Raw genomic sequence first — 14,375 nt, 5'->3', positions numbered from 1 at the left:
GTGACTGCGATGAACATCGAACTGCGTTTTTTTGCCAGCGTGCGCGAGCAACTGGGCCTGGGGCAGGAGCGCGTCGCGGTGCCGGCCACGGTGGCCACCGTGGGCGAGCTGCGCCAGTGGCTGGGCGCGCGCGGCGGCGCCTGGGCCGAAGTGCTGGCCGAAGGCCGCGCCTTGCGCATGGCGGTGGACCACGAGGTGGCGGGCGCCGGCAGCGCGCTGGCCGAAGGCTGCGAGGTGGCCTTCTTCCCGCCGGTCACGGGAGGCTGAGATGAGCGTCAGGGTGCAGCGCGAGGATTTCGACCTGGGCGCCGAGGTGGCCGCGCTGCGCGCGGACCAGCCGGGCGTGGGCGCGGTGGCCAGCTTCATCGGCACGGTGCGCGACGTCAGCGACGGCAGCGCCGTCAGCGCGATGGAGCTGGAGCACTACCCGGGCATGACCGAGAAGGCGCTGGCCCGCATCGAGGCGGTGGCGCGGGAGCGCTGGGCGCTGCTCGGCGTGACCATCGTGCACCGGGTCGGGCCGCTGCTGCCGCTGGACCAGATCGTGCTGGTGGCGGTGGCCTCGGCCCATCGCGGCAACGCGTTCGCCGCCTGCGAATTCATCATGGACTATCTCAAGTCCGAGGCGCCGTTCTGGAAGAAAGAGCAGACCCCGGAAGGCGCGCGCTGGGTCGACGCGCGCGTCGCCGACGAGGCCGCGCTGCAGCGCTGGGGCGTGCGCTCGCTCAACGCCAGCGGCGATGCCCCCGCGGCGCCCCCGCAGGACGCGGAAGCCGCGCGCTGATGGGCCCGCTCGGGTTTGTCGCGGTGGGCGTGGGCGCCGCGATGGGCGCGTGGCTGCGCTGGCTGTTCTCGGTGCTGTGGAACGCCGCCAACCCGGCGCTGCCCTACGGCACGCTGGCCGCCAACCTGGTGGGCGGCTACCTGGTCGGCCTCGCCGTCGGCTATTTCGACTCGCACGTGGAACTGCCGTCCGAATGGCGCCTGCTGGCGGTGACCGGCTTTCTCGGCGGGCTCACCACCTTTTCCACCTTCTCCAGCGAAGTCGTGGCCAACCTGATGGCCGGCGACTACGGCTGGGCCGCGGCGCACCTGCTGCTGCACCTGGGCGGCTCGCTGGCGCTGACCGTGCTCGGCCTGTGGACCTACCGGCTGCTGGCCTGAGCGCCGCGTCCGGCGCCGGTCTACGGGATGCGATCTATTGACATGCCGAGCACCGAGTTTATACGATGAAACATGATAGCTGATTCATGTTTCACGATCCCGGAGCCGCGATGCCGCTGACCGATCCCGGCGCGAGCCAGCCCAAGACCGCGCGCGGCCAGAAGACCCGCGCGGCGCTGCTGCGCGCCGCCGAGAAGGTGTTCGGCGAGAAGGGCTACCACGTGGCGTCGATCTCCGAGATCACCCAGGAGGCCCAGGTGGCGATGGGCACCTTCTATCTCTACTTCAAGGACAAGGAAGACATCTTCCGCGCGCTGATGCAGCGTATGCTGGAACTGGTGCGCGCCCACCTGCGCAAGCACGCCGGCCCGGCGCACACGCGGATCGAGGCCGAGCGGCTCGGCCTCAGGGCCTTCCTCTCGTTCGTCTCGCGCCACAAGAACCTGTACCGCATCGTGCTCGATTCGTATTCGGTGGACGAGGCCATCTACAGCAGCTACTTCCAGGCCTTCGCCGACGTCTACCGCCACCGCCTGGACGAGGCCGAAGAACAGGGCCAGATCTCGCCCGGCGACGCCGAGGTGCGGGCCTGGTGCCTGATCGGCATCAGCAATTTCCTCGGCATGCGCTACGCGCTGTGGAAGCGCCCGGCGTCGATGGCCAAGGTGGTCGACACCGCGTTCGACATGATCTCGCACGGACTGGAGGCGCGCCGAACGCAGCGCGACGGCAAGCCGGCGCCGGGCACGCACTGAACGGCCGCACGGAGGGGACGCGCGGAAGGGCGCGGCAAGCAGGAAACGACGGCAGGGCCAGCAACGGAAGCACAGGCAGCAACGGCGGGCAATATCGATCGGCAGCCCGATCCGCACCGGCAACAAGAAGAAGGCATCCCACGAGGAGACGAGCATGCAACGCAAGCACCTTGCGGCCAGTCTGGCGCGCCATGCCGGCGGCGCCGCGCACGCCGTGCATCTGTTCCCGATCGGACCGGCAGGCAACGGGGGGTACGGCATGTCGCGCGAATCCGCGGCGAGTCTCGGTGGCGTGGCCCGGCTGGCGCTGGCGGGCCTGGCCTGCCTGGCGCTGGCCGCCTGCGGCGGTGGCGGCAACGGCACTGGCAACAACGGCGGCAACGCCAGTCCCAACGTCAAGCCGTCCAATATCGGCACGGTGACGATCAAGTCCTACGACGGCAACACCGACGACCTGCTCACCGCCGGCCTCGGCAAGGACGGGCTGGCGTCGGCCACCGCGCCGCTGCCGCTGAACCCGGCCGCGCCCACCGCGGCCGAGCTGCGCCGCTACGCCATCTATACCAACTACCGCGCGCTGGTCGACACCACCGCCGGCGGCGGCTACGGCACGCTGTTCGGCCCCAACGTGGACGCCCAGGGCAACGTCACCGGCGGGCAGGGCAAGGTGGCCGGGCGCGAGTACCTGGCCTTCTCCGACGACGGCAGCAGCCGCCAGAACGTGACCATGCTGGTGCAGATCCCGGACAGCTTTGACGTGACGCGGCCGTGCCTGATCACCGCGACCTCGTCGGGCTCGCGCGGCGTCTACGGCGGCATCTCCACCGGCGAGTGGGCGCTCAAGCGCGGCTGCGCCGTGGCCTACACCGACAAGGGCACCGGCGCCGCGCCGCACGACCTCGATGCCGACACCGTGCCGCTGATCGACGGCACGCGCGCCGCGCGCGGCGCGGCTGGCGCCAACGCGCAGTTCGCCGCGCCGTTTCCGGGCACCAGCCTGCCGGCCTTCAACGCGCTCGCGCCGCACCGCCTGGCCTTCAAGCACGCGCACTCGCAGCGCAACCCCGAGAAGGACTGGGGCAGCTTCACGCTGCAGGCCGCGCAGTTCGCGCTGTGGGCGCTCAACGACCGCTTCGGCACGGTGGCGCTGGACGGCACGCGCCAGCGCACCTTCAGCCCGCAGACGGTGGTGGTGATCGCCTCCAGCGTCTCCAACGGCGGCGGCGCGGCCATCGCCGCGGCCGAGCAGGACACCGAGGGCCTGATCGACGGCGTGGCCGTGGGCGAGCCCAACCTCAACCTGCCGGCGGGCACCGGCGTGACGGTCACGCGCGGCGGCACGCCGGTGGCGGCGTCCGGGCGCACGCTGTACGACTACATCACCACCGCGAACCTGCTGCAACTGTGCACCTCGCAGGCGGCGGCGCTGGTCAACGCGCCGGCCGTCAATCTCTACGCGCAGCCCGCCGTGGCGCTGGCGCAGCCGGCGCTCAACCGCTGCCAGTCGCTGGCGGACGCCGGCATCATCACCGGCGCCGACACCGCGGCGCAGGCCGCCAACGCGCTGCAGGCGCTGCACGACGCGGGCTGGGAGCCGGAGTCGGACGAGATCCATCCGTCGCTGGCGCTGTTCGAGGTGGCCAGCGCGGTCTCGGTGACATTCGCCAACGCGCTCGCGCGCGCCGCCGTGGCCGACCGCCTGTGCGGCTACAGCTTCGCCGCCACCGGCGCCGCGGCGCTCACGCCGGCGGCCATCGCGCCGGACGTGCTCAACGTGCTGTACGCCACCGGCAACGGCGTGCCGCCGGCGGCCGGCGTGCAACTGATCAACGACAACAATCCGGGCGGCCCGCTGCGCGATGTCTATTCGAAGTCGCCGGGCAACAATGTGGCGGATGCCAATCTCGACGGCGCGCGCTGCCTGCGCGCGCTGCTGGGCGGCACCGGCGGCGCGTCGCCGGCGCTGCAGGCCGGCCAGGCGCAGACGCTGCGCTCGGGCAACCTGCACGGCAAGCCGGCCATCATCGTGCATGGCCGCAGCGACGCGCTGCTGCCGGTCAACCACACGTCGCGCCCGTATCTCGGCTACAACCGCCTGCAGGAGGGCAGCGCCAGCAGGCTGTCGTATATCGAAGTGACCAACGGGCAGCATTTCGACAGCTTCATCGGCGCGGTGGCCGGTTATGACAACCGTTTCATCCCGCTGCACGTCTACCTGAACCGCGCACTCGACGCGGTCTACGCCAACCTGACCGCCGGCACCGCGCTGCCGCCTTCGCAGGTCGTGCGCACCGTCGCGCGCGGCGGCACGCTGTCGCCGGCGCTCCTGTCCACCAACCTGCCGCCGTTCGCCGCCGTGCCGGCCAGCGCGGACCGCATCGCGGTCAACGGCAGCACCGTAGAGGTACCCAACTGATGAAGGCATCCCGCCCGCGCGTCCTGACGCAGGAAGACTTCGACCGCTTCGCCTCGCTCTCGCGCGACGACAACCCGATCCACTGCGACCCGGCCTTCGCCCGCACCACGCCCTTCGGCGCCACGGTGGCGCACGGCATGCTGCTGTTCTCGCTGCTGTGCGCGCAGATGCGGCGCAGCAACCCGCTGCCGGTGCTGCCGATCGGGCAGACGCTGATGTTCCCGCGGCCGGCCTTCGTCGGCGACGGCGTGGCGGCCGTGCTGGTCCTCAACGACACGCCGGGCCGCGGCCGCATCGCGCTGGACACCGCGATCCGCTGCGTGCGGCGCGGCGGCGCGCGCATGCCGGCGGGCGACGAGCAGGTGACGGCGCAGGGCGACGCGGTCCTGCTGGTCGACGCCAGCGCCGGCGCGCTGGCCGAAGCGCGCCTGCGCGAGCCGGACGATGCCCTGCCGGCCGCGCCCGGCGGCGAGCGCGTGCTCTATCACCTGAGCGTGGGCCAGGAGGCATCGGCGGTGCGCAGCTTCAGCGCCGGCGACATCGACGAGTACGTCGCGCTGACCGACGACGGCAATCCGTTCTACACCGATCCGGTGTTCGCCCGCAACCGGGGCTTCGACGGCGCGATGGTGCCGCTGCCGCTGCTGGCCGGGATGTTCTCCGACCTGCTCGGCACGCGCCTGCCCGGGCGCGGCGCCGGCTGGATGCAGCAGTCGCTGCGGCTGCGCTCGCCGGCGCGGCTGGGCGAGCTGCTGACCGCCTCGGTGCGCATCGTGCGCCTGCGCGGCGACAAGGACCTGGTCAACCTGGCCACCGTGGTGACCGGCGACGACGGCCGCGCGGTGCTGTCCGGCGAGGCGCTGGTGCTGGTGCGCAACCTGGAAAACAAGCGGGCCCTGGCGGCGGCCTGAGCGCGCCCGCCGGCGGGTATCGCCGCCGCCACTTCGGGCGGCCTCCAAATACCGGCCGCGCGGCCTTGAAATGTCGTCGCAAAGCCTTATCTTTCGAAAAGACCAACCAGTGTCCGGAACGCACAGGGAAGGGCCAGGCGGAGGTACGCCGGGCCGCGCCTCCCGTCTCAGGACACTCATCCAGGACAGAGAGAGGGATCCTTAATGCGACTAGACAAACTGACTACCCGATTCCAGGAAGCGCTGGCCGACGCCCAGAGTCTGGCCATCGGCAACGACAACCAATACATCGACCCGCTGCACGTGCTGCGCGCGCTGCTGTCGCAGAACGACGGCGCCGCGCGCGGGCTGCTGGCGCGCGCCGGCGTCAACGTGGGCGGCCTGACCGGCGCGCTCGACGCGGCCATCAAGCGCCTGCCGCAGATCCAGGGCAACAGCGAGGTCCAGGTCGGGCGCGAGCTGAACGCGCTGTTCAACGCCACCGAGAAGGAAGCGATCAAGCGCGGCGACCAGTTCATCGCCAGCGAGCTGTTCCTGCTCGCCGTGGCCGACGACAAGGGCGAGGCCGGCCGCATCGCGCGCGAGCACGGGCTGGGGCGCAAGTCGCTGGAGTCCGCCATCGAAGCCGTGCGCGGCGGCGATGCGGTCAACAGCGCCGACGCCGAGACCCAGCGCGAAGCGCTCAAGAAGTACACCGTGGACCTCACCGAGCGCGCCCGCATCGGCAAGCTCGACCCGGTCATCGGCCGCGACGACGAGATCCGCCGCGCGATCCAGATCCTGCAGCGCCGCACCAAGAACAATCCCGTGCTGATCGGCGAGCCGGGCGTGGGCAAGACCGCCATCGTGGAAGGCCTGGCCCAGCGCATCGTCAACGGCGAGGTGCCCGAGACCCTGAAGAACAAGCGCGTGCTGGTGCTCGACATGGCCGGCCTGCTGGCCGGCGCCAAGTATCGCGGCGAGTTCGAGGAACGCCTCAAGGCCGTGCTGTCGGACATCGCCAAGGACGAGGGCCAGACCATCGTCTTCATCGACGAGATCCACACGATGGTGGGCGCGGGCAAGGCCGAGGGCGCCATCGACGCCGGCAACATGCTCAAGCCCGCGCTGGCGCGCGGCGAGCTGCACTGCATCGGCGCCACCACGCTGGACGAATACCGCAAGTACATCGAGAAGGACGCCGCGCTCGAGCGCCGCTTCCAGAAGGTGCTGGTGGACGAGCCGAGCGTGGAGGCCACCATCGCCATCCTGCGCGGCCTGCAGGAGAAGTACGAGCTGCACCACGGCGTGGAGATCACCGACCCGGCCATCGTCGCCGCGGCGGAGCTGTCGCACCGCTACATCACCGACCGCTTCCTGCCCGACAAGGCCATCGACCTGATCGACGAGGCCGGCGCGCGCATCAAGATGGAGATCGACTCCAAGCCCGAGGTGATGGACAAGCTCGAGCGCCGCACCATCCAGCTCAAGATCGAGCGCGAAGCCGTCAAGCGCGAGACCGACGAGGCCTCGAAGAAGCGGCTCGAGCTGATCGAGCAGGAGATCGAGCGCCTGGAGAAGGAGTACGCCGACCTCGAGGAAATCTGGAAGGCCGAGAAGGGCGCCGCCCAGGGCGCGGCCGCGCTCAAGGAGGAGATCGACAAGATCCGCCTGGAGATCACGCGCCTGCAGCGCGAAGGCAAGCTCGACAAGGTGGCCGAGCTGCAGTACGGCAAGCTGCCCGAGCTCGAAGGCAAGCTCAAGGCCGCCACCGCGGCCGAGGCCAGCGAGCAGAAGCACCAGAACAAGCTGCTGCGCACGCAGGTCGGCGCCGAGGAAATCGCCGAGGTGGTCAGCCGCGCGACCGGCATCCCGGTCTCGCGCATGATGCAGGGCGAGCGCGAGAAGCTGATCCAGATGGAAGACTACCTGCACCGCCGCGTGGTGGGGCAGGACGAGGCCGTGCGCCTGGTGTCGGATGCCATCCGCCGCTCGCGCGCCGGGCTGGCCGACGAGAACAAGCCCTATGGCTCGTTCCTGTTCCTCGGCCCCACCGGCGTGGGCAAGACCGAGCTGTGCAAGGCGCTGGCCGAGTTCCTGTTCGATTCGCAGGACCACCTGATCCGCATCGACATGAGCGAGTTCATGGAGAAGCACAGCGTGAGCCGGCTGATCGGCGCGCCGCCCGGATACGTGGGCTACGAGGAAGGCGGCTACCTGACCGAGGCGGTGCGCCGCAAGCCGTACAGCGTGGTGCTGCTCGATGAAGTCGAGAAGGCCCACCCGGACGTCTTCAACGTGCTGCTGCAGGTGCTCGACGACGGCCGCCTGACCGATGGCCAGGGCCGCACGGTGGACTTCAAGAACACCGTGATCGTGATGACCTCGAACCTCGGTTCGCAGATCATCCAGGCCATGTCCGGCGAGCCGCACGAAGCGGTGAAGGGTGCCGTGTGGCAGGAAGTGAAGACGCATTTCCGCCCCGAGTTCCTCAACCGGATCGACGAGGTGGTGGTGTTCCACGCGCTCGACCAGCAGCATATCGAGTCGATCGCCCGCATCCAGCTCCAGCGGCTGCAGGCACGGCTGGCACGCATGGACATGACGCTCGAAGTCAGCGAAACGGCGATCGCCAAGATCGCCAGCGCGGGCTACGACCCGGTGTTCGGCGCGCGTCCGCTCAAGCGCGCGATCCAGCAGCAGATCGAGAACCCGGTGGCGCGCGCCATCCTCGAAGGCAAGTTCGCCGCCAAGGACGTGGTGCCGGTGGACTACCGCGACGGCGAGTTCGTGCTGGGCGAGGCCAGGGCGGCGGCGTAAGCCGGACGCCGGAAATGAAAACCGCCCCTTCGGGGGCGGTTTTTTTTGTAATAAGAACTAACGATTTTGCCGGCCGCGCGGGGCGCGCGCGGCTCAGCGGTGGTAGCCGTGCGGATGATGGTACGCATACCAGTCGCGGCGGCCCCACCAGCGGCGGCCGTCCCAGTAGCGGTCGCCATGCCAGCCGATCACCACGGCGGGCGCCATCACCACGGGCGGCGGGCCGTACACCGGGGGCGCGGCGTAGACGGGCGCCGGCGGCGCGTAGACCGGGGCGGGCGGGGCGACGTAGACCGGCGCCGGCGCCACCACCACCGGCGCGGGCACGCCGATGTTCACGCCGACATCCACGCGCGCCAGCGCGGGTTGCGAAACGGCCCAGGCCAGTGCCCCGATGCCCAGGGCGCAGCAGAATCCTTGCTTCATGTTCTTGTCCTCGTCATGCCATCACCATGACGCTACTCTAGCGCTGCCGCCGGCGGACAGGCAGATACAACTGTAACGGTATTTCACCAGAGCGGGCCCGGCGCCACGGGCGCGAACCCGTGGCGCCGGCCGCCTGGCCTCAGAACGAGGACCAGTCGCCGCCCGCCGCGGTGGCGGGGGCGGCGGCCACCGCCGTGGCGGCGGCGCGGGGCGCGCGCGCGGCTGCCGCGCGCGCCGGCACCGCCACCGGCCGCGTTGCGGCGGGAAGGGCCCGGCGCGCGGGAAGGGTGGGGCGGGCGGGCACGCCGGCGGCGGCCTGGGCGCCGAGCCGGAACACGGCCACCGTGTCCTTGAGCTTGCCGGCCTGTTCCTCGAGCGACTGCGCGGCCGCGGCCGCTTCCTCGACCAGCGAGGCGTTCTGCTGGGTGACTTCGTCCATCTGGCTCACCGCCCGCGCGACCTGGTCGATGCCGCTGGTCTGTTCGACCGAGGCGGCCGAGATCTCGCCCATGATGTCGGACACGCGCTGGATGTCGCGGATGATCTCGGTCATGGTGGCGCCGGCCTGGTCGACCAGCGTGGTGCCGGTGGTGACGCGCGCCGAGGACTTGTCGATCAGGTCCTTGATCTCCTTGGCCGCGCTCGACGAGCGCTGCGCCAGCGTGCGCACTTCGCCGGCGACCACCGCGAAGCCGCGGCCCTGCTCGCCGGCGCGCGCCGCTTCCACGGCGGCGTTGAGCGCCAGGATGTTGGTCTGGAAGGCAATGCCTTCGATGATGCTGATGATGTCGGCGATGCGCGCCGAGCTTTCGTTGATCTCGCTCATGGTCGAGACCACGTTGCGGATCACCTCGCCGCCGTGGTTGGCGGTTCCCGACGCGGTGGCGGCCAGCGAGGCGGCCTGGCGCGCGTTGTCGGCGTTCTGCTTCACGGTGCCGGTGAGTTCTTCCATGCTGGCGGCGGTCTGCTCCAGCGAGGCGGCCTGCTGCTCCGTGCGCGACGACAGGTCGACGTTGCCGGCGGCGATCTGCTTGGTGGCCGCAGCGATGGTCTCGCTGCCGGTGCGCACGGCCAGCACGGTCTGCGCCAGCCCGTCCTGCATGCGCGCGATGCCCGCCAGCAACAGGCCCATTTCGTCCTGCGAGTGCACGTGGACGGTGCGGCTCAGGTCGCCGGCGGTGATGTACTCGAAGTGCTCCAGCGCGGCCTCGAGCGGCCGCGCGATGGCGCGGCGCAGCGCCAGCCAGCTGTAGACGGCAAGCGCGAGGCCGCCGAGCAGCGCGACCACGGTGATGGTGCGGAAGCGCGAGAAGGAAGCCTCGGCATCCTCGTAGCTGGTGCGGGCGCGCTCGGTCTGCAGCTTGCTGAGCGCCTCGGCGCTGGACTGCAGCGCGGCGTAGAACGGCGTGTGCGCGACGCCGGTGGCGATGATCTTCTCATGGTCCCCCGACCTGATCGCGTCGGTGAAGGTATCGAGCGCGCCGTACAGCGCCTTGCGCTTCGCGCTCACTTCCTGGGCCAGGCGGTCTTCCTCCGCGTCGCGCGGCAGCGCCAGGTAGCGCTGCCAGGCGGCATCGGCGTTGCTGAGGAATTTCACGTTGCGCGCCAGCAGCTCGGCGGCGTGGGGCGAGGCCGGGTCCAGGGCGGCGCTGAACAGCGAGGTCCGCACGCGGCCCAGCCAGCTATCGGCCTCGGCGATGGCGATGGCGCTCGGCAGCTGGTTGGCGTAGGTCGCGTGGTTGGCCTCGTTGCTGCGCGTCATGCCGAGCAGGCCGAGCGCCCCGACCACGACCAGGAGGAGGGAAAGCACGAACATCGCGATGGCGAGCCGGGCCTTGATGGTGAGCTTCGATAGCATTGCTTGATCCATGTATTGAGGAAAATCTCAATACGTATTTACGGCAGGGGCGATGCCGGCTGAAGCTGTGCCGCCGCGTGCGCGCAGCGGCGGCACGCGCCCGCGCGCGCCGGCGCTCGCGAACCGGGTCCGCGCGCTATGCGTATTCCTGAGGCGGCGGCTGGCGGCGCAGGCGGTGGAACCCAGCAGAATCAAGGGATTGGGGCGCGCGCGGCGGCGCCCGCGCGGGAGCGGCGCGGGCATGCGTCGTTGCCGTTGTCCGCCAGGCCGGACAATGATTCCGCCGCCCGGGACAATAATCTGGTCCGGGCAGGTGCGTCCGGCGCCTCGCCAGGCGCGGCCGTTCGGGCCTATGCTCACGGCTTGTCAGGCACGAACAGCGAAGGAGCACAAATGACGTGGTCAGCCCAGCAGTATGTGAAATTCGAGAACGAACGCACCCGCCCGGTGCGCGACCTGCTGGCCGCCGTGCCGGGGCGCGCGCCGCGCCTTGCCGTGGACATCGGCTGCGGCCCCGGCAATTCGACCGAGGTGCTGGCGGCCAGCTTCCCGGGCGCCAGCGTCACCGGCCTCGACAGCTCGGCCGACATGATCGCCGCCGCGCGCAAGCGCCTGCCCGCGCTGCAGTTCGAAGTGGCCAGCATCGAGCACTGGCAGGCCCCCGGCCCCTACGACCTCATCCTCGCCAACGCGGTGCTGCAATGGCTGCCCGACCACGAGCGCCTGCTGCCGGCGCTGGCCGCCAAGCTGGCGCCCGGCGGCAGCCTCGCCATCCAGGTGCCGGACACGCTCGACACGCCCGCGCACCGCCTGATGCGCGACGTCGCCGCCGACGGCCCGTGGGCCGCCCGGCTCGCCGCCGCCGCGCAGGCGCGCACCACGCTGGCCCGCCCGGACTGGTATTACGCGCTGCTGCGCGGGCACTGCGGCACCGTCGACGTCTGGCAGACCACCTACTACCATGCGCTGGCGGGCGGCCCGGCGGCCATCGTGGAATGGTTCAAGGGCACTGGCCTGCGCCCGTTCCTCGATCCGCTCGACGAAGCCCAGCGCGGCGCCTATCTCGAGCGCTACACGGCGGAAGTGGCGCGCGCCTACCCGCTCCTGGCCGACGGCTCCGTGCTGCTGCCGTTCCCGCGCTTCTTCATCGTGGCGACGCGCTGAGGCGGGCCGGGCCGGCGCGGGAAAGGGTGCCGAACCGGGGCGCCGGGCTGCGCTGGCGCCGGCATCGAAGTAACATTGCGGACATGGCGCCAGCCCGTACCCGGAGACCTTCCCCATGAACGCGAAAACAGTCAAGATTCCCGGCCCCGATCACCCGATCACGATCGCCGCCAATCCCGGGCGCGTCGTCGTCAGGGCCGGCGGCGCGGTGGTGGCCGATACCCGCGCGGCGCTGACGCTGTGCGAGGCGTCCTACCCGGCGGTGCAGTACGTGCCGCGCGCGGACGTGGACATGGCGCGCCTGGAGCGCACCGACCACGCCACCTATTGCCCGTACAAGGGCGATTGCGCCTACTACAGTATTCCCGCGGGCGGCGCGCGCGCCGCCCGCGCGGTGTGGACCTACGAGCATCCCTACGCGGCCGTGGCGCAGATCGCCGGCTATCTCGCGTTCGACCCGGCCAGGGTCGACAGCATCGAAGTCACCGCCGGCTGAGCGCCGGCCGATCAATCTGCGCAGGACCCGCTGCAAGTGCTTGAATGCATGAATGCGCGTGGCGACAGCCACGCACCGACGAACTGATGACAACATGGATGACCATTTTCGGCACGGGGCAGGTGCGCTGCCCGTCTTGTTCCGGCTGCTTGCCAGGCTGCCGCTGCCACTGCTGCAGGCCACCGGGCGCCTGCTCGGCAAGCTGGCCTACGCGGCGCCGGGCCGCTACCGCGAGCGCCTGCGCGCCAACGCCGCCATCGCCGGCTATGCGGATCCCGCCTTCGCGCGCCACGCCGCCGGCGAAGCCGGCGCCATGATCATGGAACTGCCGCGGGTCTGGTTCCGCACCCAGCAGAGCGTGGGCCAGGTGGTCACCGACGACTGGCAGGTGGTGCAGGACGCCGTCGACGACGGCCGCGGCATCCTGTTCCTGACGCCGCACCTGGGCTGCTTCGAGATCACCGCGCGCTACACCGCCCAGCGCCTGCCGCTGACCGTGATGTTCCGCCCGCCGCGCAAGGACATCATGGCGCCGCTGCTGGATGCAGCGCGCGGCATGTCGGGCCTGCAGGTCGTGCCGGCCACCTCGCAGGGCGTGCGCGCCTTCGTGCGGGCGCTGCGCCAGGGCAACGCGGTCGGGCTGCTGCCGGACCAGGCGCCGAGCTTCGGCGATGGCGTGTGGGTGCCGTTCTTCGGCCGCCTGGCCTACACCATGACGCTGCCGGGCAAGCTCGCCATGCAGACCGGCGTGCCGATCATCCTGGCCGCGGGCGAGCGGCTGCCGCAAGGGCGCGGCTGGCGCATGCACTACGTGCGCCTGCCCGAGCTGCCGGCCGCGGCGCCGGCGCAGGCGGCGCTGCTCAACGCCGAGATGGAACGGCTGATCCGGCGCTTTCCGCAGCAATACCTGTGGAGCTACAACCGCTACAAGGTGCCGCCGGGCGCACCGCCCGCGCCGGTCGAGGCGGAGCCGGGCGTGCCGGAGGCGCTGTAGGCACTGTAGGCGCCGGGGGAGCCGGAAGTGCCACGGCAAGCACCGCAGGCGGCACAACCGCCGCGCCGACGGAAATTTCCGCTCCCGACATGCGTTTGACGTGGGTCAATGGCCGCCGCGAGCGGTCCCGCTAAGATGGTTTCCGTCATGGAGATGCGGGGGCGCTCTTCATGACTTGTCTACCCGTTTCCAAGTACGGAAACTTAGCCCGCGCCACGCAAGTGGGGCGGGCTTTTTTCTTTGGCGGCGCGCGGCGTAAGATGCGGGACGATATCCGGCCGTGCGGGGAGGGCATGCATGACATCTAGCGGAAATGTGGCGCCCGCGCCGTTCGCGCCGGACCGGCTCTCGGTCGGCCTGACGCTGCCGCTGCTGGGCGCGGGCCGCATCGTCGCGGATTTCGGGGAGCAGTTGAGCCTGGCCGCGCACGCGGACGCGCTCGGCTTTCGCGCGCTGTGGGTGCGCGACGTGCCGCTGAACAGCGCCGCCTATCCCGATCCGGTCGGGCATCTCGATCCCTGGGTCTTCCTCGGCGCGCTGGCCGCGCGGACCGGGCGCATCGCGCTGGTCAGCGGCGCCATCGTGCTCACGCTGCGCCACCCGCTGCATGTGGCCAAGGCGGCGGTATCGGTGGCGGCGCTGTCGCAGGGCCGCTTCATCCTCGGCCTGGGTTCCGGGGACCGGCCGGCCGAATATGCCGCCTTCGGGCAGGACACGGCGGCGCGGCGCGATCTGTATCTGCGCCACTGGCAGACCGTCGCGGCGGCGGTGGCCAGGCCCTCCCGCGTGGTGCCGGATCTCGTTGCCGAAGGCGAGGCGGGCGGCGCCGAAGCCTTCTTCCTGCTGCCGGAACTCGCGCAGCCGATTCCGCTGCTCGCGGTCGGCTCCGGCGGGCAGAGCGTCGACTGGATCGCGCGCCATGCCATCGGCTGGATGACGTACCACCGCGAGCCGGCGGTGCAGCGCGAGCGCTACCGCATGTGGCGCGCGGCGGTCGAGCGCGCCGCGCCGGGGCAGTTCCGCGCGTTCGGCGTGGCCATGCAGCTCGACCTCGCCGACGATCCCGGCGCGCCGCCCACGGCCATCCCGCTCGGCTACCGCACCGGGCGGCGCGGGTTGGCCGCCGTGCTCGCCGGGATGCGCGACAGCGGCACGCACCACGTCACGCTCAACCTGGGTTCGTCGCAGCGCGCGCCGCGCGAGGTGATGGAGGAAATCGCGGCGGAGGTCCTGCCGGCATTCCACGCCGGCTGAGGGCGAACGGGGCTGCAGGGGTGGCCGCGAGGCGTCATGGGCGCCATCGGCGGGCACCCCGTATGACGCGCCGGGCATGTCCATATTTCCGCGAAATCTTATGCGGAAAACGTGCAAGGATCGGCGAAACCATTCGTT

At 71.0% G+C, this 14,375-nt stretch carries 13 protein-coding genes; 11 read left to right on the top strand and 2 right to left on the bottom strand.

Annotation, left to right across the window (positions count from 1 at the left end; genetic code table 11):
- Positions 1-9: 9 nt before the first annotated feature.
- The 7 genes from moaD (at position 10) to clpB (ending at position 8,045) form a co-directional block, all read left to right on the top strand.
- Complete coding sequence (gene moaD, locus ACWTPI_RS11485) at positions 10-267, top strand: molybdopterin converting factor subunit 1 (RefSeq protein ID WP_020205681.1); 258 nt, start codon at positions 10-12, stop codon at positions 265-267.
- 1 nt (position 268) lies between these two features.
- Entirely contained in the window at positions 269-784 is a 516-nt protein-coding gene (gene moaE / locus ACWTPI_RS11480) for a molybdopterin synthase catalytic subunit MoaE (protein WP_020205680.1), read from the top strand.
- Positions 784-1,164 carry a fluoride efflux transporter CrcB gene (gene crcB / locus ACWTPI_RS11475; RefSeq protein WP_020205679.1) on the top strand — a complete coding sequence of 127 codons (381 nt, stop codon included), beginning with the start codon at positions 784-786 and terminating at the stop codon, positions 1,162-1,164. The genes moaE and crcB overlap by 1 nt, the downstream gene beginning before the upstream one ends.
- Positions 1,165-1,274: 110 nt before the next feature.
- Positions 1,275-1,919, top strand: a complete 645-nt coding sequence (locus ACWTPI_RS11470) for a TetR/AcrR family transcriptional regulator (RefSeq protein ID WP_454732470.1) — start codon at positions 1,275-1,277, stop codon at positions 1,917-1,919.
- 154 nt (positions 1,920-2,073) lie between these two features.
- Positions 2,074-4,335, top strand: coding sequence for a 3-hydroxybutyrate oligomer hydrolase family protein (locus ACWTPI_RS11465; RefSeq protein ID WP_454731718.1), 2,262 nt, complete (start codon positions 2,074-2,076; stop codon positions 4,333-4,335).
- Complete coding sequence (locus tag ACWTPI_RS11460; RefSeq protein ID WP_454731717.1) at positions 4,335-5,246, top strand: MaoC/PaaZ C-terminal domain-containing protein; 912 nt, start codon at positions 4,335-4,337, stop codon at positions 5,244-5,246. The genes ACWTPI_RS11465 and ACWTPI_RS11460 overlap by 1 nt, the downstream gene beginning before the upstream one ends.
- A 204-nt stretch (positions 5,247-5,450) precedes the next feature.
- The gene (clpB, locus tag ACWTPI_RS11455) at positions 5,451-8,045 is read left to right on the top strand and encodes an ATP-dependent chaperone ClpB (protein WP_020205675.1); all 2,595 of its coding nucleotides are present in this window, start codon (positions 5,451-5,453) and stop codon (positions 8,043-8,045) included.
- A gap of 93 nt (positions 8,046-8,138) precedes the next feature.
- Here the strand turns inward: clpB and ACWTPI_RS11450 are convergent, their stop codons facing one another.
- Positions 8,139-8,471 carry a hypothetical protein gene (locus ACWTPI_RS11450; protein ID WP_454731716.1) on the bottom strand — a complete coding sequence of 111 codons (333 nt, stop codon included), beginning with the start codon at positions 8,469-8,471 and terminating at the stop codon, positions 8,139-8,141.
- Positions 8,472-8,610: 139 nt separating this feature from the next.
- Positions 8,611-10,329, bottom strand: a complete 1,719-nt coding sequence (locus ACWTPI_RS11445; protein ID WP_454731715.1) for a methyl-accepting chemotaxis protein — start codon at positions 10,327-10,329, stop codon at positions 8,611-8,613.
- Between the two features lie 393 nt (positions 10,330-10,722).
- Here ACWTPI_RS11445 and tam point away from each other — a divergent pair, with 393 nt between their 5' ends.
- The 4 genes from tam to ACWTPI_RS11425 all read left to right on the top strand — a co-directional run bounded on the left by tam (position 10,723) and on the right by ACWTPI_RS11425 (position 14,237).
- Positions 10,723-11,493, top strand: a complete 771-nt coding sequence (gene tam, locus ACWTPI_RS11440) for a trans-aconitate 2-methyltransferase (RefSeq protein ID WP_454731714.1) — start codon at positions 10,723-10,725, stop codon at positions 11,491-11,493.
- Between the two features lie 115 nt (positions 11,494-11,608).
- Positions 11,609-11,989 (top strand): DUF427 domain-containing protein, encoded by a 381-nt coding sequence (locus ACWTPI_RS11435; protein ID WP_454731713.1) that lies wholly within the window; start codon positions 11,609-11,611, stop codon positions 11,987-11,989.
- Between the two features lie 94 nt (positions 11,990-12,083).
- Positions 12,084-12,983 carry a lysophospholipid acyltransferase family protein gene (locus tag ACWTPI_RS11430; RefSeq protein WP_454731712.1) on the top strand — a complete coding sequence of 300 codons (900 nt, stop codon included), beginning with the start codon at positions 12,084-12,086 and terminating at the stop codon, positions 12,981-12,983.
- 297 nt (positions 12,984-13,280) lie between these two features.
- Positions 13,281-14,237, top strand: coding sequence for a TIGR03571 family LLM class oxidoreductase (locus tag ACWTPI_RS11425; protein WP_029043537.1), 957 nt, complete (start codon positions 13,281-13,283; stop codon positions 14,235-14,237).
- The last annotated feature ends 138 nt before the right edge of the window (positions 14,238-14,375 follow it).

The sequence above is a fragment of the Cupriavidus ulmosensis genome (assembly GCF_977008105.1).
Note: the sequence above shows the minus strand (reverse complement) of the source record. Positions and strands in the feature narration are given on the sequence as shown.